The sequence below is a fragment of the Streptomyces sp. NPDC027663 genome (assembly GCF_055566415.1).
The window spans coordinates 227,952-248,012 of the sequence record NZ_JBVHSK010000012.1; the positions used below are offsets into that span (position 1 = coordinate 227,952).

The window sequence follows — 20,061 nt, forward strand, 5'->3', positions numbered from 1 at the left end:
AGCGGCCGGGCGGCCGGGGTCACGGACCGGCGCCCGGCACGACGTAGTACAGCCGTGCGCCACCGATCCGGGCGGGCTCCCAGCCGCGGGCGTATCCGGGCGGCACGGACCCCTCCCGCACCAGGGTGGCGACCGGGATCCGCCGGGCGGTCCGGGTGATGCCGTCCTCGGTGGTGTTGGCGTTGGGACCCGTCGTGGCGGCCGAGGAGCAGCCGGTGTAGAAGGCGACCGGGACGGCCTCGTGACCGGTGAGCAGGCACGGCGGGCGCACGCCGAGACGGTGCAGCCCGGCCGCGGTGCGGGACCAGGCCCGGTGGGCGGTCGTGGTGCCGTGGACCGTGTGCGCGAGCACGGCCAGCTGCACGGCCAGGTGGGCGGCGAGGGCGGCGCAGACCAGCGCGACGGCGGCCGGGCGCCGGGACGGACGTGCGGCCGTCATCACGTGCACGAGGCCACCGGCGACCGGGACGGCGAGCAGGGCGTAGGCGGGCAGCAGGAAGCGGGGCGCCGCGTAGCCGATCAGGAACAGGTAGGGGAAGGCGGCCGTCACCGCGCAGGCGAGCGGCAGCGCCGTGGCCTCCGTGCGCCGGGCGCGGACCGCCACGGCCAGCCCGAGGGCGGCGAGCAGCGGCAGCGCGAACCACCAGGCGGCGACGACGGGGTGGGCCGGATCGCCGGTGCAGGGCCGGCACAGGGTCCGCCCGGCCAGGCTGCGCAGCTGGTCGTCGACGGCGAGGTGCCAGCCGAGACCGCCCTGGATGGCCGAGCCGACGGACAGCCGGCGTGCCAGGCCGCCGTAGTCCACGAACGCCTCGACGACCCATTCGGCGGCGCCCACGGCGAGCCCGGCGAGCAGGGCGAGCAGCGCCCGCGGGCGGCGGCGCACCAGGCCGACGGCGAGCAGCGGCAGAGCCGCCCACACCGCGTCCACGGGCCGCATCCACGCCATCACCGCGGCGCTCGCCGCGAGTCCCGCGAGCGGGGCGCGGCCGGCGCCGGAGCGCAGGAAGCAGCCGACGGCGGTGAGGGCGCCCACGGCGACCCAGTAGTTGGGCATGGCCTGCGGACCGTAGAAGAGGGTCACCCACAGGGAGGCGAAGAGGGCGCCGGCGAGCGCGAGGACGCGGACCGGAAACAGGCCCCGCCAGGCGCGCAGCGCCACGTACAGGGCGAGCCCGGACAGGACGGCGAGGTGGATCCGCAGCAGGGCGGTCGAGGACGACCATGCGGCGACGGGCGCGACGAGCAGGGAGACGCCCCGGGCGCGCGGCGCGCTGAAGAAGGCAGCCGGGGCCTGCGCGCTGACCTGGCTGACGTAGACCGTCTCGTCCCAGCCGAGGCCCATCCGCGGGCCGACGAGAAGGAGTTGGGCGAGGGTGAAGGCGGCGGCGACGGCCGCGAGAGGCGCGGTGGCGCGGGCCGGCGTGCGGCCGGCGGAGGCGGAGACGGCGCGCCGGAGGCCGGCCCGCGGGGCGTACTTGCTGCCGGCCATCATCACCGCTCTTCCCGACCTCTGGCCGTGTCCCCTCCCCGGAGCGGAGGCAGGACCTGGACTCGGAAAAATACCCACAAATCGTCCATAAGTGCATGCCTATTCAGGACGGTACGGCCATCCGGCCGACGGCCCTACGCGCTGTAAGGTTGGGGCATGGCTGGCACAGGGTCCCGCGGCAGGGTGGAGCGGCGCAGCGCCGGGGCGCTGGAGGCCGAGGTGCTGGCCGCGCTCTGGGCCACCGAACGGCCGCTGACCCCGGCGGAGATCCAGTCCGGGATAAGCGGCGGACTCGCGTACAACACGGTGCACACGATCCTCAAGCGGCTCTACGACAAGGGCCTGGTGCTGCGCGACGCCGACGGGCGCCGCGGCGCGTACCGGCCGGCCAAGGACGCGGCCCAGCTGACCGCCGAGGCGATGCACGCGGCACTGAACCGGGGCCCGGACCCGATCGCCGCGCTGCAGCACTTCGTGACAGGGCTGAGCACCGAGGAGGAGCGGGTGCTGCGGAAGTTGCTGGCCGACGGGGACGGGTGAGGTTCGCGCGGCAGGGTGCGGGCCGTGCCCCGGGTGCGCGCCGTCCGTGGCTGATCGCGCGGTTTACCGCGCCCCTCGGGCAGATCCACAGCGGCAGGCCCGAGGGGCGCGGGGAACCGGGCGAGGAGCGGCCACGGACCCGCGCCCGGCGACGCCGAGCCACCCTCACGGCGAAATCCGGTTCAGCCCCCGTTCGGCGCCCGGTGCACCGGCTGTTCCGGTGTCGGCCGTCGTACGAGGGGTGGTACGGACCGGACCGCCGGCTCGTCCGTGGCGACCGTCACCGGTTCCCCGTGGTGACGCAGTGTCAGCGGCTCGCCGTCGAGGAGTGCGTACGTCACCTTGTCCGCGCCGATGTCCACGCGCAGCCGGCGCCCGCGGAACTGGACGTGGAAGGCGAGGCGGCGCAGCCGCTCGGGCAGGCGGGGCGCGAAGCGGAGCCGGTCTCCGTCGCGGCGCATGCCGCCGAAGCCGGCCACCAGCGCCATCCAGGTACCGGCGAGCGAGGCGATGTGGAGCCCGTCGCGGGTGTTGTGCTCCAGGTCCTGGAGGTCCATCAGCGCGGCCTCGGCCGTGTAGGCGTAGGCGAGGTCCAAGTGGCCGGTCCGGGCGGCGATCACCGCCTGGCAGCAGGCGGACAGGGAGGAGTCGCGCACGGTGAGCGGCTCGTAGTAGGCGAAGTTCCGGGCGATCTGCTCCTCGTCGTGCTCCCGTTCGAACCAGTCGCCGCACGTGTACATCGCCAGCACCAGGTCGGCCTGTTTGACGACCTGTTTGCGGTAGAGGTCGAAGTAGGGGAAGTGGAGGAGCAGCGGGTACCGGTCCGGGCCGGTGCCGGCGAAGTCCCAGCGCTGGTAGCGGGTGAACCCCGCGTGCTGCTCGTGGACGCCGAGTTCGGCGTTGTAGGGGATGTGCATGGCGTCGGCGGCGTCCCGCCAGGCCGCGCTCTCCTCCTCGTCCACGCCGAGCAGCCGCGCCTCGCGCGGGTGGCGTTCCACGGCGTCGGCCGCGGCGAGCAGGTTCTGGCGGGCCATGAGGTTGGTGTACGTGTTGTCGTCGGCGACCGCGCTGTACTCGTCGGGGCCGGTGACGCCGTCGAGATGGAAGACGCCGTGGCTGTCGTGGTGGCCCAGCGAGCGCCACAGCCGGGCGGTCTCCACCAGCAGCTCCACTCCGGTCTCCCGCTCGAAGGCGGTGTCGCCGGTGGCCCCGACGTACCGGACGACGGCGTCGGCTATGCCGGCGTTGACGTGGAAGGCGGCGGTACCGGCCGGCCAGTAGGCGGAGCCCTCGGGGCCGGCGATGGTGCGCCAGGGGAACGCGGCCCCGGCGAGTCCCAGCTGGGCGGCGCGTTCGCGGGCCTCGTCCAGGGTGCTGTGCCGCCAGCGCAGCGCCTCGGCGACGGACTGGGGCGCGGTGTGGGTGAGCACGGGCAGCACGAACATCTCGGTGTCCCAGAACGCGTGCCCGTCATAGCCGGAGCCGGTCAGTCCCTTGGCCGGGATCGCGCGCTGCTCGGCGCGGGCTCCGGCCTGCAGGACGTGGAAGAGGGCGAACCGGGCCGCCTGCTGGATCTCCTCGTCGCCCTCCACCTCGACGTCGGCGCGGGCCCAGAAGTCGTCCAGGCAGGCCCGCTGGTCGTCGAGCAGACCCTGCCAGCCGTCGTGCGCGGCGGCGGCGAGCGCGGCGTCGACCTGGTCGGCCATCGCGGGCAGCGAACGGGTGCCGGACCAGCCGTGGGCGACGAACTTCTCCACCCGCAGGGTCTGTCCGGGCTCCAGGACGGAGGTGACGGTCAGCCGGGCCACGTCGATGCCGCTCTCGCTGCGGCTGGTGGTGCGCTCGGGGCCGGTGACGACGTGGTCGGCGGCCACGGCGACCCGGAGGCCGCTGCGCCGGGTGCGGTGCACCAGCCGCAGCCGGTCGCCGGAGGCGAAGCCGTCCTCCTGCTCCAGCGGAGACTTCAGGGCCTTCGCCGCGCGCGGGTCGCCGTCGGGCTCGGGCAGGCTCTCGTTGGCGACCAGCTCGGACTGGATCACGACCCGGCTGCGGCTGCCGACGGCCTCCACCTCGTACGCCACCGCGGCCACCGCCCGCTGGGTCAGCGACACCAGCCGGGTGGAACGTACCCGGACCGTGGAACCGGCCGGGGAGGTCCACTCGCAGGTCCGCTCCAGCACCCCGCGCCGCAGATCCAGGACGCGTTCGTGGGCGACGAGCCGGCCGTAGCGCAGGTCGAACGGCTCGTCGTCGACCAGCAGCCGCAGGATCTTGCCGTTGGTGACGTCGATGACGGTCTGCCCGGACTCCGGGTAGCCGTAGCCGGCCTCCGCGTACGGCAGCGGGTGCACCTCGTGGACGCCGTTGAGGTAGCTGCCGGGCAGGCCGTGGGGCTCGCCCTCGTCCAGGTTGCCGCGCCAGCCGACGTGCCCGTTGGACAGGGCGAACACGGACTCGCTCTGGGCGAGGACGCCGAGGTCGAGGGTGGTCTCCCGGACGGTCCACGGTTCGACGGCGTACGACCGGTCGGTGATCACTGCTTGCCTCCCAGTTCGGCGAGGTCCCGGACGACGACGTCGGCGCCGTGTGCGTACAACGCCTCGCTCTGGCCCACCCGGTCGACGCCGACGACGTATCCGAAGCCGCCCGCGCGGCCGGCGTCCATGCCGGCCAGCGCGTCCTCGAAGACGGCCGCCCGGGACGCCTCGACGCCGAGGTCGCGGGCGGCGGCGAGGAAGGTGTCGGGGCGCGGCTTGCCCGGCAGGTTCCGTTCGACGGCCACCACGCCGTCGATGCGTACGTCGAAGAAGTGCTCGGCGCCGACGGAGCGCAGCACGTCCCGGCAGTTGGCACTGGAGGAGACGATCGCGGTGCGCAGTCCCTCGGCGCGGACCGCCTCCAGATAGCGCAGGGTTCCCTCGTAGGCCTCGACACCGCCGGTGCGGATCTTCTCCAGCAGCAGCTCGTTCTTGCGGTTGCCCAGGCCGTGCACGGTGCGGGTGTCCGGCGGGTCGCCGGGGGCGCCCTCGGGCAGCTGGATGCCGCGCGAGTCGAGGAAGGCGCGGACGCCGTCGGCGCGCGGGCGCCCGTCGACGTACTCGTCGTAGTCGGCGGCGTCGAAGGGCCGTCCCTGTTCGCCCTCGTAGTCCTGCAGGAACGCGTCGAACGTCTCCTTCCAGGCCGCCGCGTGCACGACGGCCGTCCTGGTGACGACCCCGTCGAGGTCGAAGAGACAGGCCTGGATGGTGTCGGGCAGACCGAGCTGAGTCATACCCGGGAATGTTCCCCGTCGGAAGCGTTTGAGCGGGTGGCGCACACCACACCGGCGGCGAACGGCCGGTGACAAACTCGACGGTGTGCCGCTGACCTTCGACGACCTTCTCCTCCGCGCCCGCGGCCTGACCCGGGACGGACGGCGTGCCCTGCTCGGCATCACGGGCAGCCCCGGTGCGGGCAAGACGACACTGGCCGGACACCTGGTCCGGGCACTGAACGGCGACGGCCCGCCCTGGGCGGCCCACGTGCCCATGGACGGGTTCCATCTGGCCGACGCCGAACTGGACCGGCTGGGCCGCCGGGACCGCAAGGGCGCGCCGGACACCTTCGACGCGGCCGGGTACGCGGCGCTGCTGCGGCGGCTGCGCGAGGAGACCGACGAGGTGGTGTACGCGCCGGGCTTCGAACGGGTGCTGGAGCAGCCGATCGCGGGCGCGGTCCCGGTGCCGCCCGAGGCCCGGCTGGTGGTGACGGAGGGCAACTACCTGCTGGTGCGCGAGGGTTCATGGGGGCGGGTGCGGCCGTGCCTGGACGAGGTGTGGTTCTGTGAGATCGCCGAGGAGGAGCGCATCCGCCGACTGGTCGCCCGGCACGAGGAGTTCGGCAAGGCCCATCCGGCGGCCGTGGCCTGGGTGCTGGGCACGGACCAGCGCAACGCCGACCTGGTCGCGACGACACGGGAACGGGCGGACCTGGTGGTACCGGCCGCCGCGGTGCCCGCCGCACGGCTCGCCGAGGACTGACACTCGGGCGCGCTGCGGCGTACTGCGCCCGACGCCGCACGGCCGCGGGAGCAAGGCGTGGGTGCAGGTTGCGGGCGCGGGGTGTGGGCGCAGGCAGCGGGCGGCGCCCTGGCGGGTCCTGGTCGTACCCCGGTCGGCCGGGCGGTTCGCGTGGGTCGAGGTGAACTCCGACCGGCTGTGGGCCGTACCGGTGTACACGGCAGAGGGTCTGCCGGTACGACTCGTGCAGCGGTGACGTCTCCGGTGGCGGGAACGGTGCGACAGTAGGGCCATGATCAAGCCCCCGAGCGCTCCCGCCACCGTCCGGCCGGCGCCACCGCAAGGCGGATGATGGCGCGCGAACAGCACTTGGTCCTCCCACCCGAGGCTCCCGCCGCGGGGCCGGTACGGACGGCCCCCGCCCGGCTGCGCGCCCGGCTGCGCGGGCACCGGCGGTGGCTGTTGCCGCTCCTCGTCGTGCTGCTGCTCGGGCAGATGGCGGGGGCGATGGTCACCACGGCCGTCCAGCAGACCCCCACCGTCGACGAGCCGGTGTACGTCGCGACGGCCACCGACTACCTCCACGAGCACCGGCTGCGCTACAACCCCGAGCATCCGCCGCTGGGGAAGCTGCTGATCGCGGCCGGGGTGGCGGTGGCGAACCCGCACTACGACCCCTCGTACCGCGGCAACCAGGGACAGGTGGGCCGGCATCTGCTCTACGCGTCGGGCAACGACCCGTGGCGGCTGATGTTCTGGGCCCGGCTGCCGGTCATCGTGCTGACGCTGCTCTTCGGGCTGGTCGCGTTCGCGTTCGCCCGGGAGCTGGCCGGCACGACCGGCGGGCTGGCGGCCCTCGCCCTCTACACCTTCTCGCCGGATCTGATCGCCCACGGTGCGCTGGCCACGCTGGACGTCCCGGCGGCCGGGTTCGTTCTGACGGCGGCCTGGCTGGTGTGGCGGGCCCGGCGCCGGCCCGCCCTGTGTCTTCCGGCGGCGGGGGCGGCGCTCGGGGCGGCCGTGGCCACCAAGATGAGCGCGCTGCCGGCGGTGCCGGTGCTGATGGGGCTGGCAGCGCTGTCCGTGGTGACGGCGGGGCGGTCGGGGTCGGCGGCGGTGCCGGTGACGACGACAGGGCGGCCCGGGCCGGCGGCACAGGACCGGAGGGCCGCGGGGAGCCGGCCGGCCGCGCCGGGGAACGGGTCGGCCGGTGCGCGGGAGCGGACGGCCGGGATGTGGGGCCGAGCGACAGGTGCGCGGAACCAGGCGGCCGGGGTGTGGGACCGGGCGGCTCTCGCGTGGCTCGGCGGCCGGCGGCGGGTGCCGGTGGCGCTCGGGGGCGCGCTCGTCGTGGCGGTCACGGCGGTCGTCGTCGTATGGGCCGCGTATCTGGCCGTCGACCCCCGGCTGCGGTTCCTGCCCGCCGAGCCGGTCCCTGCCCTGCACGGGCTGCGCGGGCGGCTGGTGGAGCTGCTGCCGGTGCCCCCGGCGTACCGGGCCGGGATGCGGGCGCAGTTCGCCCTGGAGGAACACCCCTGGCAGGGCTATCTCTTCGGGCACCTGTACACCGGGGCCCTCTGGTACTACCTGCCGGCCGCCCTGCTGGTGAAGACGCCGCTCGGGCTGCTGGCGCTGGGGGCGGCCGGAACCGTCGCGGTTCTCGCGGTCCGGCGGCTGCGGCCCGCGGCGCCGTATGTGCTGCTGGCGCCCCTGGTGCTGCTGGCGGTGGCGATGACCGGGGCGCGGGACTTCGGCACCCGGTACGCGCTGTTCGTGCCGATGTTCTCCGCGGTCGCGGCGGCCTGTGTGCTCACACCGCGCCTGCGCCTGCGCCGGGCCGGGCTGCCGGCCGCCGGGCTGGTGCTGTTGACGGCGGTGAGTTCGCTGCGGACGTTCCCGTACTACCTGCCCTACGCCAACGAGGCGTTCGGCGGCCCGGCGCACACCCACCGCCTGCTGCACGACGCCAACGTGGACTGGGGGCAGGACCTGGGCCGGCTCGCGGACCGGCTCCGGCAGCAGTACCCGGGCGAACGGGTGTGGCTCGTGTACAAGGGCAGCGGTGTGCCTTCGTACTACGGCATCCGCGCCGACGATCCGCGCAAGGTGCCGCCGGAGCGGGTGCACGGCCTGCTGGTGGTGTCGGACTCGTCGGCCGCCAAAGCGCGCGGAACGCTCGCCCGGCTGATCGCGAGCAGCCGGCCGGCCGGCGAAGTGGGCCATTCGATCAGCATCTACCGGAGGTGAGCGCCGCTCCGTCAAGCCCCTGGTCACGGCGGTCGGTGAGCTATGTTGAATGCTCGTGGCAGACAAAGGAGGCCGACCGGTGCCCTCGCCGCAGCAGGCACGCGCACAGGCATCAGCGATCACGTCGGGCAAGACCGTGCCCGAGGCCGAGGCTGCCCCGACCTCCCGGCTCCGGGAACTCTTCGACGGCCCCCGTCTGTCGCCGGGGCAGCGGCGCATCGCCCAGTACCTGATCGAGCACATCACCGAGGCCGCGTTCCTGTCGATCACCGAGCTGGCGGACCGGGTCGGGGTGAGCCAGCCGTCCGTCACGCGGTTCGCCGCCGCCGTCGGGTTCAGCGGCTATCCCGCGCTGCGCGAGAAGCTCCAGTCGATCGCGCTGAGCAGCCTCGCCGGCGGGCCCGGCGAGGAGGACCGGGCCAACGAGCTGCAGGCGGCCGTCGACGCCGAGATCCAGAACCTGGAGAACCTGCGTCGCGACTTCGCCGACCCCGACCGGGTGATCCAGGTCGGCCGCGAGCTGTCCCGCTCCACCCCGCTGACCGTGCTGGGCCTGCGCATCTCGGTGTCGCTCGCCGAGTACTTCGGCTACGCCGCCCGCCGCATCCACCCGGACGTACGGCTGGTGACCCTCGGCGGCAGCGTGGCCTACGACGCGCTGATGCAGTGCCGGGAGGCCGGCGGCACCTGGGTGCTGGCCTTCGCGATGCCCCGGCACTCCCAGGAGACGCTGCAGGCGATCCGGGTGGCGCGCGGTGCCGGTCTGAAGGTCGCGCTGGTGACCGACCTGGCGCTGGGGCCGCTGGCCGACGAGGCCGACGTCACCTTCGCCACCGGCACCGGGTCGCGGCTGGTCTTCGACTCCTACGCGGCGGCCGGAGTGCTGGCCGCCGCCCTGCTCCAGGCGATGACCGACGCCGATCCGGAGCGCACCCAGGCCCGGCTGGAGAAGTACGAGCAGTTGTCCGATCAGCACCAGTTCTTCCTCAGGGACTGAGCAGGTCCTCTCCCGCGGACTGTTACCGGCGGGTATTCCTTCTGCCCCCTTCGGGCAATCGTGAAGATCTTGCAGTCTCCCCTGCCACGGACAGGGACGATTCACCACAGAACACGCATGAATGTTTTCATACGTCTTGCAAACCGGTCGGCATATATAAATACTGCTCACGGATCGCGCCCGGCCGACTCCGGGCACCCTCCGCACCCACCGACTCACCGCACGCACCGCCGCCCCGAGAAAGCCGACGGACCGACCATGCGCACGCACGCCGCCACGCAGCGCCGGTCCCCGACGCCCGGGGCACCCGCACGGACACTCCCCGCCGCCGTCCCCTACCCACGTCGGCGCCGGGAGTGTGCCGGGGCGCATCGCTCGCGCGAGGCGCCCGTGGCGGCTCCGGCCATCCCCTAGGCCGGGGCCGCCCCGAACCCGTCGATCACCCTCACGACGCCGCACACCGGAAGCGATGATCATGACCCTGACCAGCATGCGTATCAGCCCTGACTGGCCCTGTCAGGTCAAGACGCCGGGCTCGTACGACTGGGAGCGCTCGGCGGCCAAGTGGCTGCGCGAGCTGATCCCGGCGCGCTACGCCAGCTACCCGGCGCTCATCCGGCATCCCGTCCTGCTCGCGCGGCATGCGCAGATCCAGGTGCAGCAGGAGATCCGGGTCGCCCGGACCGCCCTGCAGACGGCACGGACCGAACTGCCGGTGCTCGGGCTGCCGGAGTCGGTCATCGAACACACGATCAAGATGTACGCCGCCGAGGTCATGCAGCTGCAGCACATTGCGCGCAGTGTCCGCGTGGTCAGCGAAGCACTGGCCGGCCGGGGCACGGGCCGCTGACCCCGCCCGGCCGCATGCCGAGGTCCCGTCGGAGGGAGCCGGTGCGGTGGCGTTCACTCCACTACGCACGGACCGTCGTACGCGCTGCCGTGCGGGCCGTCGTACGAGCGCTCGCACGGGCGGTCGTACCGGCCTGCGTACGGACCGCCGCTCGTGCCGGTCATCCGGTACGGAGCGCGGATGAAGCCGGACCCGGCAGACGAGTGATCGAACGGGCCAAGGTGTGCAATGCTCGTCGCGTGACGAGCGAGCCCGTGCCCCCGGTGGACCCCGCTACCGGCGCCGATCTGGCGGCGCTGGCCAAGGTCGTGGCCCGGCAGCGCGCCGAGATGGAACGGCTGCGGGACCTGGCCGCGACCTCGGCCGTCCTGGAGCGGGCCAAGGGCGTGCTCATGGCCGTCACCGGCTGCGCGCCGGACGCCGCGCACGAGGAGCTGCAGCAGCGCGCCAAGGACGGCAACCGGACCCTGCTCGAACAGTGCTGGCTGACCCTGGGCGCCCTGCCGCCCAAGGAGCAGCCCCGCGCCACGGTGTCGGCGCCGCTCGCCGCCGCCGGCCCTTGGACGACGGCGCCCACGGGCACCGTGGACCTGGCCGAGGTGCTGGGTCAGGTGGGCCGGGACCTGGTGCGGGTCGGTTCACCGCACGAGCTGGCCGGATGCCTGCTGGACCACCTGGGGCCCGAGGTGGGCGCGGACGCTGTGATGCTGTACGAGCGGCTGCCCGAGGGCGGGCTCGGGCTGGTCGGGCATGCCGGGGTGGACCCCACGCTCGCCGCGCAGTGGCGTCACGTACCGCCGGTGACCGGTGTGGTCGCGCTGGACGCCGTGCAGTCCGGGGAGCCGCGATGGCTGGAGGACCTGCCCACGGACCGCACGCGGTACCTGCTGATCGGGGACCCTCCGGAGCGGTGGCTCAGCCGGGCCTGGCTGCCGGTGCCGGCCGGGGAGACGGCGAGCGTCGCGTTCGGCGTGCTGCGCCGGCGCGGCGGGCCGTTCGAGCCGCGCGAGCGGGAGCTGCTGCGGGCCGTGGCCCGGCTGTGCGCGGGCCGGCTGCGAGCCTTCGACGGCCCGCAGAACGACGCGGCCGCGGCCGTCGCGCAGACCGTGCAAGCGGTGTTCGACGTACTGCCGGGCGCGGTGATCCTGCTGACCCCGCTGCGCACCGCCTCCGGCGAGATCGAGGACTACCGCATCGACGCCGCCTCCCCCGAGGCCGTCGACGTGTTCGGCCGCACCGGCCGGGACATGGTCGGCAAGCACGTTCTGGAGAGCTATCCGTCGGTCGCCGGCGAACCGCTGTGGCAGGGCTATCAGCGGGCGCTGGAGAGCGGGGTGCCGTTCGAGAGCGAGCCGTTCGCCTACCAGGACGTGGTCGGCGAGGTGACCGTGACCGTCACCTACTCGGTGCGGGCCGCCGCGCTCGGCGAGGGCCTGGTGGTGAGCTGGCTGCGCCACGACCCGGCGGACCGGCAGGAGCAGCGCCTGTCCGACGTGCAGCGGCTCGGCAACCTGGGCTGGGCCAACTGGAACCTGATCACCCAGGAGATCTCCTGGGCCGCGCAGACGTACACCGTGCTCGGCCTTCGCCCCGGCAGCGAAGGCGTGCGGCTGGAGCAGCTGCCCGACCTGGCACTGCCGGAGGACGCGGAGCCGCTGGCCCACGCGATCGCCGAACTCGTCTCCCACGGCCGTCCCTTCGACGTGCCGTTCCGCATCGGCACGCCCGATGCGGAACTGCGTCATCTGCGGATGGTCGCGGAGGCCGTCTCGGCGCCCGACGGCACCCCGGTCGAGGTGCACGGCTTCGTGCAGGACCTCACCGCGCAGCGCAGTGCGGAACTCGCGCTGGTGGAGAGCGAGCGCGCGATGCTGCTGCAGCGCGGCATCCTGCAGGCCGAGCGGGCCCTGGCGGCCCGGCTGCAGCACGCACTGCTGCCGCTGCCCAGCAAGCCGGTGCGGCTGGCCGGGCTGCGCATCGAGGTCGCCTATCTGCCCGCGCAGTCCGGCATCCACGTCGGCGGCGACTGGTTCAGCGCGATCGAACTGCCCGACTACGAGGCGCTGTTCGTGGTCGGCGACGTGGCGGGTCACGGTCTCGACGCGGTGGCCACGATGGCCCAGCTCCGGTTCACCGCGAAGGGAATGGTCAGCACCGGTTCCTCGCTCACCGGGGCACTCGCACGGCTCAACCAGCTGCTGCTGCACTCCCGCGACAGCCAGACCACGGCCACCATGGTCCTCGCCCGCTACGACCCGGACCGGCACGTGCTGGCCTGGGCGCAGGCCGGGCACCCGCCGCCGCTGCTGATGCGCCGGGGCGAGGTGCGCTACCTCGACCGGCCCGGCGGCATGCTGCTCGGCGCGACCGCCGCGCCCGTCTACGAGGCGCTGGAACTGGAGCTGCAACCGGGAGACCGGCTGCTGCTCTACACCGACGGCCTGGTGGAGCGCCTCGGCGAGGGCCTCGACGAGGGCTTCGCCCGGCTGGCCGAGACGGTGCGCACCCAGGGCTGCGGTGAGTCCGGCTCGCTGGACGCGCTGCTCGCGAAGATGCTGGCGGACGAGCGGCGGGACGACGTGTGCGTGCTCGACATCCGGATGCCGGCGGAAGAGGTGCAGGACGCGGCCGCCGCGCAGGAAGCGGACGGCTGAGAACCCTGCGGGCGCTCGCGAGCCGTGGGTGCGCCCGGACGCCCTCCAGCCGGCCGCCTCGGACCGGCCCGCGCACGGGCGCTCATGCCACCCTCGCCGCCCACGGCGCGGCCGCCTCGACGGCTCCGACGGGAGGTCCCCGGGGGGCACTGTCAGTCCGCGGGGTGGCCGGCGTCGATGGTGTGGGCGTCGGAGAGCCGCAACAGGGGGCCGGCGCGTCCCTCGCCCCACTGGACGGGGTCGAGCACGAAGCCGACGTGGTCGCCGCCGTCGGTGCGGTGCAGGATGGTGCCGACGAACCAGGCCGCCGAGTCCTCCAGGACCGCGGCCCCGCCGCGCTCCGCGCGCCAGGCGAGGCCGGCGAACTTGTCCACCTCGTCGCCCGTTTCGCCGCCGAAGAGTTCCGCGAGGTGGCGCTGGTCGCGGGTGATCAGATGGACGGCGAGGCACTGGGCGGCCCGGGCGACCCGGTAGGTGTGGTTGGCCTTGGACAGCCACACGGTGAACCGGGGCGGCCGGATGGAGCACTGGGAGGCGAAGCCGACCAGACAGCCGGACCGCTCGTCGCCCGCCACGGCCGTGACCACGCACATGTCGGGGTCCAGCCGGTCGAAGAAGCCGTCCATGCCGGCCCGGCCGCCGGGATCCCCCGTGCCGCTCGGGTTCGTCCGGCCGCCCTCGGCCTGCGCGCCACTGCCGTCCGCCATGCCGTTCTGCTCCCGTCCGTCGCCCTCTGCGCGGTGTTCCCCGCGTGCCGCTCATGAATCGTCACCGAAGCCGGTCCGCGACTCCAGCGCACGGCGCGTGTCGTTCCCGTAGACACCCGTCTCGTCACCGCTGATGCCGTACCAGAGCTGGAAGCGGGACACCGCCTCGGTGAGCGTGGCGTCGTAGGTGCCGCTGGCGGAGCCGTCGCGGTAGACGTCCGGGATGCGCAGCAGCCGCTGCTGCAGGTCGGTGACCTCGGGGCCGGTGTCGCCCGGACGGAGGGTGCCGGGGCCGTCCGGGTCGGCGGCGGCGGGCGCGGACGATGCGGGGGGAGCCGGCGGGCCCGAGGGGGTTGCGGATGGTGCGGTCGTGGCCGGCGGGGCGGGCTGGGCATCGGCGGCGGCCTGCTGGCGGCCGGGCAGGAGCAGCGCGCCGCCGAAGCCGAGGACGGCGGCTGCCGCGACGGCCACGGCGACGGCGGCCCGGCGCAGTCCGGGTCCGGAGCCGGGGGCGCTCTCGGTGGGGGCGGTGCGGGCGCGGGGTGTGGGGGTGCCGGGTGTGGGGGTGCCGGGCGGTCGGGCGGCAGGCACGGGCGGGAGTTGCCTGGTGTCCTCCTCGGCGGGATGGGCCGTCCGCTCGGGAGCGCAGGGCGCGCTCGGTGCCGTGCCGAGGGGCTCGAACGTGACCGGGTCCGGGCGGATCTCCCGCATCAGCTCCGCGAGCGCGTCGAAGCGGCGGGGCCGCAGGACCCGGATGGGTTCCGGGACCGGTCCGGGCGGCGGCAGTTCGGGGTCGGGCGGTGTCGGCACCGGGCTCTCCTTCCGTCCCGAGGTACGGGAGCTTTCGCGGTCCCCGTGCTGACATACGGCGCCCGCGGCGGCCCCGTTCAGGCGCACTCCACCCCACCGGACGAGCGAACTGTTCAACTCGGTGAGACGTATGGAGTGTTCGGATGAAGGCGTGCCGGCTCACCCCGGTCTTCGGCGATCTGGCGGGCACGGCGGGGACCGGCCGGCGGATCACCGGCCGGCGGGTCACCGGCCGGCGGATCACGGTCGGGCTGGGCCGAGCGCTCCCCGCACGAACCGGCTCAGGGACGCCGTGAACGCGCCGGCGAAGGCGTCCTTGGCCTCCTCCGGCAGCGCGGCCAAGGAGAGGTAGGGGTTGAGGTCCTCCAGTTCGACCAGCAGCAGGCTGCCGTCGGGTGCGCGGCAGGCGTCGACGCGCTGGATGCCGTAGCCGAGGTCGTTCCAGTCGATGAAGCGCCGGGCGAACTCCAGGTCGGCGGCGGTGGCCGCGTAGGGCCGAAGCTCCCAGCGGCGCTCGGGGTCGGGGGCGTACAGGGCGTACTGGAAGTCGTCGTCCACGAAGTAGAAGGACACTTCGTGGACGAAGTCGACGCAGGGCTGGATGAGCACGTCGCCGGCGGCGGCCTCGGCGAGCCGGCTCCCCGTGACGATCCGCAGGCCGAGGGAGTCCGCGCCGAGCTTCGGCTTGACCACGTACCGCTCGGCGCGCGGCAGCCGGTGCAGGTCCGCAAGGCGGTCGACGGTCGGGATGACCGGGAAACCGGCGGCGCTCAGGTCGAGGAGGTACTGCTTTCCGGCCATGTCCGCCTTGCCGGTGAGCGGGTTGTACACCCGGGTGCCGGCGGCGAGCGCCTGGGCGCGGAAGGCGTCGTACTCCCGCTGGTAGCCGAGGACGGGCCCGCTGTTGCGGACGACGACGGCGTCGTAGCCGTCCATCAGGGCCGCCGCGTCCAGGGGGTGGCACAGGGCGAGGTCGAAGTGGGTGCGCAGCCGGGAGGTGAGGTGGATGTCCTCGTCGCAGTAGCGGCGCCCGCGGGCCTGGTACGCCAGGTCGGTGACGTAGAGCAGGCGGGGGCGGGCGGCGGGCATGGCGGATCTCCTCGGGGCGGTGCGGGGGCCGGCGACGGCGGTGGAGAAAGGTTACGCCGCAGGGCGGGGGCCCTTTCGGCCACCCATCCCCTGCGGCGGGGACGGGGGCGTACGTTGCCCGCTTGCACAGTGGTCGGGGCACGGTGCTCCGAATCGCTCGCTCTCCGCCCCCATCGCATCGGTCGGTTCCGGTCGATTGAATCGCTCCGGTTTTCGGGCGGACTCGACCCAGAAGCACTCAGTTCCCCCAGGAGGCCTCTCAGGCTGCACTGAGTGTCACGAATCCCGTTCCGGTGCTACGTTCCCGTCCATGAGCTCCAGCACCAGCAGCGCGACGCCGGCCGCGAAGCCGCCGATCCGGGACGCCCTGGTGGCGGCGGCCTTCCGGCTCTTCCTCGAACGCGGGTACGAACAGACCACGGTCGACGACATCGTGACCCTGGCCGGTGTCGGCCGGCGGTCGTTCTTCCGCTACTTCCCCTCCAAGGAGGACGTGGTCTTCCCGGACCACGAGCGCTGCCTGGCCGACATGACCGCCTTTCTCGCGGCGGGCGGGCCGGAGCACGAGCCGGTGCGGCGGGTGTGCGACGCGGCCCGGCTGGTGCTGCGCATGTATGCCGAGAACCCGACCTTCTCCGTGCAGCGCTACCGCCTCACCCGACAGGTTCCGGGTCTGCGCGCCTACGAACTGTCGGTGGTGTGGCGGTACGAGCGTGCGCTCGCCGAGTACCTGCGCGGGCGGTTCGCCGGACGGCCGGACGGGACGCTGCGCGCCGACGTGATCGCGGCTGCGGTGGTCGCCGCGCACAACAACGCCCTGCGTTCCTGGCTGCGGTCGGACGGCGAGGGCGACGCGGACGCGGCGGTGGACCAGGCACTCCGGCATGTGCAGAGGACTTTCGGGCGGCAGGCGGCGGACACCTGGGCCGTCCAGGAGCCGGTCGGCGGGCCGGCTGCGGAGCCCGATGACGTGGTGGTGCTGGTCACGCGCCGGGACGCTCCGCTGTGGCGGGTGGTGCAGGAACTGGAGACCGCGCTCGGCCGTGCCTGATCCGCCGGCTGACCGGCGGGTGGACGGCAGCCGACAATTGTGGGTACGGAGTGCCTTTACGAGTGACACTGAGTGCCATACTCTGTCGGCGTGCGCGGTGGCACCACGACCGCGCATGCGCGTGCACGGTCCGCGCCGGCACGCGGATTCCGGCCGAGCGCAGGGAGTTGACCAGCGTGTACCACCACTCAGCAATCGCCTCGCATCCGGCGGCCGGTTCCGCGACGGGTGTTCTCGATCCCGCCCCCGCGGACTCCCAGGACGCCATCGTCTTCCAGCGCTGCACCTGGTGCGGCACCGCGATGTACCACCGGCTGCTGTGTCCGGTGTGCCAGGGCAGCGAGCTGCGCACCGAGTGCAGCGAGGGCACCGGTACGGTCCGCCACTCCACCGTGGTGCACCGCAACACGCCCGCGGCGCGCAACGTGTCACTGATAGAGATGGCCGAGGGGTTCGTCGTGCGGGGCCGGGTCATGGGCCCGCCGATCGGGATCCACAGCGGCGACCGGGTCCGGCTGTCCACCGCCAAGGATCCGGTGCGCGGAGAGCCGGTCTTCCAGCTGCTGGACGAGCCGTACCGGGCCTGGACCTGACGGCCGCGGCCCGTGCACTCGGCCGGCTGACCCCGACACCGGTGGCACGAAACGCACACCGGCTGCGGGCCGCTCTCCCCGGTACGGGGGCGTACCGGCTCGTCGGCGCGCGGACCGTCGGCCGGTCGGTGCACCCGCCGTGCGCGTTGTGATCCATCACTTCCTCTTCACAAGCAACCCGCAGCCTCTGCTTTCCATCCTCCGGGAGCGAGGGGCGCCCGGAGGGCCGGGACGTCCGAGGTCGGGGTTCGAGGAGGAACAGTGGTCCGTGCCCGGCGCATATGGGTCACCGCTGCCGCGTTGCTCGCGGTGGCGGGATCCTCGGGGGTGACGGCAGTCGCCCAGTCTCAACCACCTTCAGAAGCGGGGGTGTTGTCGGCGTCGGAGGACGGTCCGCTGCCACCGGGGTGGCGGCTGGCGGGCGAGGGCTCGGCGCCTCAGCTGGTGTGGCGGTCGGACCGGCCGGTGCCGATGGGTGACGCGCGGGTGGAATTCCATGCGGGCGGGCGGCTGTTGGGTGTGCCGCGGCCCGCGCCCGACGGGCGCACCTTCCGGCTGTCGCTGGACGGGCGGCAGGCGAAGGAGCTGGGCGGACTGCAAGTGTGGTCCGGTGGGCGGCGGTTGGACGTGCGGGACGCCTCCGGTGCCGCCGGCTCGGCGGCCCGCCTGCCGGCGCCGCTGCCCGCGAACGGCGTGGACCCGGGCAAGCCCGGTTCGTACCGCACCAAGACCGGTGAGTACGGCCTGAAGTCCGTGCGGCTGCCGGGCTTCGCCGAGCCGGTGGAGATGCGTGCGGTGGTCGTCGCGCCGGTCGGCGCGTCCGGCAAGCGCCCCCTCGCACTGTTCCTGCACGGCCGTCACTACACCTGTTACAAGGGCCGCGAGGACATCACCGGTGACTGGCCCTGCAAGGGCGGCACCAAGCCGGTGCCGAGTCACCGCGGTTACCTGCGGGACCAGAAGCTGCTCGCCTCGCAGGGCTATGTGACCGTGTCGATCTCGGCCAACGGCATCAACGGGCAGGACCACGCGGCGGAGGACGGCGGTGCCCAGGCGCGGTCGTCGCTGGTGCGCCAGCACCTGGCCCGGTGGGCCGGCTGGGCCGAACACCCCGAGACCGCACCGAAGGTGGTCCGTGAGGCACCCCGCGCCGACCTGTCGCGGGTACTGCTGGTCGGGCACTCCCGGGGCGGCGAGGGCGTCAACCGGGCCGCGCTGGACAGCCTCGTCCCGCCGCCCGCCGACCGGGACGGCTACCACGGGCCGGTGCGCTGGAAGATCCGCGGGACGGTGCTGATCGGCCCGACGGTCTTCGGGCAGAACCCGGTGCCCGACGTGCCGTCGGTGACGATCCTGCCGGGCTGCGACGGTGACGTCTCCGACCTGCAGGGCGAGGTGTACGTCGACGGCACGCGCGCGGTGAGCAACGGCACCGCCCTGCACAGCGCGGTGTACGTGATCGGCGCCAACCACAACTTCTTCAACTCGGAGTGGACGCCGGGCCAGGCCGCGGCGCCCGCCGACGACGACTTCTCCGACGACCCGCAGCACCACGACCCGGTGTGTGCCAAGCGGGCCGCGACCCGGCTGACCGCGGACCAGCAGCACCGGGCCGGCTCCACGTACATCGCCGCGGCCGCGCGGCTGTTCCTCGGCGGGGACGACCGGGTGCGGCCGCTGCTGGACGGTTCCGGGAAGCGGGCGCCGTCGGCGGACCCGGCGCGGGTGCTGAGCCACGCGGTGGGTGCCCGGCGCGGCGGAGGTTTCCTGCCGGACGGCGGGGTGTCGGTGACCGGCGGCACGCTGTGCAACGCCGTGGACCCGCGGCCGGCCAAGGCCTGTCTGAGCCAGGGCGCGAAGGGGTCCTCGCCGCACTTCGCGATGTGGGACACCGACCGGGAGGCCGGCCGGCACGCGATCGCGCTGCACTGGACCCGGGCCGGTGCCCCGGCACGGGTGAGCGTGAAGCAGCCGGTGTCGCTGTCCGGTGCGAAGGCGCTGGCGCTGCGGCTGTTCGTGCCGCCGAACTCGCGCGGTACGCAGCTGGACGTTTCTCTCACCGATGCCGCCGGGCACAAGGCGAAGCTCGGCAGGATCAAGGCGGACGGGCTGCCCGGCAGTGAGCGGACCGCCTCGTACTGGGCGCAGGAGATCCGGGTGCCGCTGACCGCGGCCGGCCGCGCCGGGCTCGATCTGCGTTCGGTCGCGTCGCTGGAGCTGACGCCGCGTTCGGCGTCGGGGCGGGCCTGGCTGATGGACGCGTGGGGCTGGCAGCCCGGGACGCCCGCGGTGCGGACGGACGCGCTGCCGCGCGTGGACGTCGGCCGTACGACCGTGGACGAGGGTGACTCGGGCGTGCGTACCTACCGGGTGCCGGTCCAGGTGACCGGCCGGGGCGGCAGCGGTCAGGTGCGGGTGTACGTCGTCGACCCGGTCACCGGCAAGATCAAGGACCGGCTGGTGACGGTGCGTCCGGGCGGTCAGGACATCGACATCCCGATCGAGGTGAAGGGCAACACGCGGTACGGCACCGACGTGTCGTACGACGTGCTGGTCAAGGCGGTCCGTGGTGCGGTCGTCGGCTCCCACCGGGGCGGTATCACCGTCCATGACGACGATCCGGCGCCGAAGATGACCGTCAAGCCCGTCGCCGGCCGGGTGACCGAGGGGCAGTCGCTGAAGTGGCGGCTGTCGCTGTCCGAGGCGGTGGACGTGGACATGAGCGCGATGTTCGTGGTCACTGCGGCGACCGCGCCGGAGCTGTCCACCAAGGATGTTCCGGCGCGCTGGCTGCGGGACATGACCGGGGCGTCGCCCGACCCGGAGCGTGCGCTGTCCAAGGTGGAGGGGCTCTACCTGTGGGTGGACGTCCCGGCGGGCCGCACCAGCGCCGACATCACCGTGCCCACGGTGAAGGACCGGGTCCGTGAGTCGACGGAGTCGGTGCGGTTCCAGCAGGTCGACATGGAGACCGGGAAGCCGCAGTCCGGCGGCCTTGAGCTGTCGGGGTCGGTGCTGAACGCGTCGTAGGAC

15 protein-coding genes are annotated in these 20,061 nt (G+C 73.8%); 9 read left to right on the plus strand and 6 right to left on the minus strand.

Features of this window, described 5'->3' with window-relative positions:
* Window positions 1–19: 19 nt before the first annotated feature.
* Window positions 20–1,492, minus strand: a complete 1,473-nt coding sequence (locus ACZ4SF_RS28245) for a hypothetical protein (protein ID WP_468389405.1) — start codon at window positions 1,490–1,492, stop codon at window positions 20–22.
* A 156-nt stretch (window positions 1,493–1,648) separates the two neighbouring features.
* Between ACZ4SF_RS28245 and ACZ4SF_RS28250 the strand changes: the two genes are divergently transcribed.
* Complete coding sequence (locus ACZ4SF_RS28250; protein WP_468389407.1) at window positions 1,649–2,032, plus strand: BlaI/MecI/CopY family transcriptional regulator; 384 nt, start codon at window positions 1,649–1,651, stop codon at window positions 2,030–2,032.
* Window positions 2,033–2,214: 182 nt separating this feature from the next.
* On the opposite strand, the gene ACZ4SF_RS28255 is transcribed toward ACZ4SF_RS28250, so the two are convergent.
* Window positions 2,215–4,569, minus strand: a complete 2,355-nt coding sequence (locus ACZ4SF_RS28255) for a glycoside hydrolase family 65 protein (protein ID WP_468389409.1) — start codon at window positions 4,567–4,569, stop codon at window positions 2,215–2,217.
* Window positions 4,566–5,303, minus strand: coding sequence for an HAD family hydrolase (locus ACZ4SF_RS28260; RefSeq protein ID WP_468389411.1), 738 nt, complete (start codon window positions 5,301–5,303; stop codon window positions 4,566–4,568). The genes ACZ4SF_RS28255 and ACZ4SF_RS28260 overlap by 4 nt, the downstream gene beginning before the upstream one ends.
* 85 nt (window positions 5,304–5,388) lie before the next feature.
* Between ACZ4SF_RS28260 and ACZ4SF_RS28265 the strand changes: the two genes are divergently transcribed.
* The 5 genes from ACZ4SF_RS28265 (at window position 5,389) to ACZ4SF_RS28285 (ending at window position 12,778) form a co-directional block, all read left to right on the plus strand.
* Window positions 5,389–6,051, plus strand: a complete 663-nt coding sequence (locus ACZ4SF_RS28265; protein ID WP_468389413.1) for a nucleoside/nucleotide kinase family protein — start codon at window positions 5,389–5,391, stop codon at window positions 6,049–6,051.
* Window positions 6,052–6,378: 327 nt separating this feature from the next.
* The gene (locus ACZ4SF_RS28270; RefSeq protein WP_468389416.1) at window positions 6,379–8,277 is read left to right on the plus strand and encodes a phospholipid carrier-dependent glycosyltransferase; all 1,899 of its coding nucleotides are present in this window, start codon (window positions 6,379–6,381) and stop codon (window positions 8,275–8,277) included.
* 79 nt (window positions 8,278–8,356) lie between these two features.
* Window positions 8,357–9,274, plus strand: a complete 918-nt coding sequence (locus ACZ4SF_RS28275) for a MurR/RpiR family transcriptional regulator (RefSeq protein ID WP_468389419.1) — start codon at window positions 8,357–8,359, stop codon at window positions 9,272–9,274.
* A gap of 469 nt (window positions 9,275–9,743) precedes the next feature.
* Window positions 9,744–10,124, plus strand: a complete 381-nt coding sequence (locus ACZ4SF_RS28280) for a hypothetical protein (protein ID WP_468389422.1) — start codon at window positions 9,744–9,746, stop codon at window positions 10,122–10,124.
* 263 nt (window positions 10,125–10,387) lie between these two features.
* Complete coding sequence (locus tag ACZ4SF_RS28285; RefSeq protein ID WP_468389505.1) at window positions 10,388–12,778, plus strand: SpoIIE family protein phosphatase; 2,391 nt, start codon at window positions 10,388–10,390, stop codon at window positions 12,776–12,778.
* Window positions 12,779–12,930: 152 nt separating this feature from the next.
* Here ACZ4SF_RS28285 and ACZ4SF_RS28290 read toward each other — a convergent pair whose 3' ends face one another.
* From ACZ4SF_RS28290 to ACZ4SF_RS28300, 3 genes are all read right to left on the minus strand, one after another.
* Entirely contained in the window at window positions 12,931–13,404 is a 474-nt protein-coding gene (locus ACZ4SF_RS28290; protein WP_468389508.1) for a flavin reductase family protein, read from the minus strand.
* 132 nt (window positions 13,405–13,536) lie between these two features.
* The gene (locus ACZ4SF_RS28295; RefSeq protein ID WP_468389424.1) at window positions 13,537–14,295 is read right to left on the minus strand and encodes a peptidoglycan-binding protein; all 759 of its coding nucleotides are present in this window, start codon (window positions 14,293–14,295) and stop codon (window positions 13,537–13,539) included.
* Between the two features lie 240 nt (window positions 14,296–14,535).
* Complete coding sequence (locus tag ACZ4SF_RS28300) at window positions 14,536–15,384, minus strand: ATP-grasp domain-containing protein (RefSeq protein ID WP_468389427.1); 849 nt, start codon at window positions 15,382–15,384, stop codon at window positions 14,536–14,538.
* Window positions 15,385–15,694: 310 nt separating this feature from the next.
* Between ACZ4SF_RS28300 and ACZ4SF_RS28305 the strand changes: the two genes are divergently transcribed.
* The 3 genes from ACZ4SF_RS28305 to ACZ4SF_RS28315 all read left to right on the plus strand — a co-directional run bounded on the left by ACZ4SF_RS28305 (window position 15,695) and on the right by ACZ4SF_RS28315 (window position 20,058).
* Entirely contained in the window at window positions 15,695–16,435 is a 741-nt protein-coding gene (locus ACZ4SF_RS28305; RefSeq protein ID WP_468389429.1) for a TetR family transcriptional regulator, read from the plus strand.
* A 176-nt stretch (window positions 16,436–16,611) separates the two neighbouring features.
* Window positions 16,612–17,028 (plus strand): Zn-ribbon domain-containing OB-fold protein, encoded by a 417-nt coding sequence (locus tag ACZ4SF_RS28310; RefSeq protein ID WP_468389432.1) that lies wholly within the window; start codon window positions 16,612–16,614, stop codon window positions 17,026–17,028.
* A gap of 261 nt (window positions 17,029–17,289) precedes the next feature.
* Entirely contained in the window at window positions 17,290–20,058 is a 2,769-nt protein-coding gene (locus ACZ4SF_RS28315) for a dienelactone hydrolase family protein (RefSeq protein ID WP_468389435.1), read from the plus strand.
* Window positions 20,059–20,061: the final 3 nt, after the last annotated feature.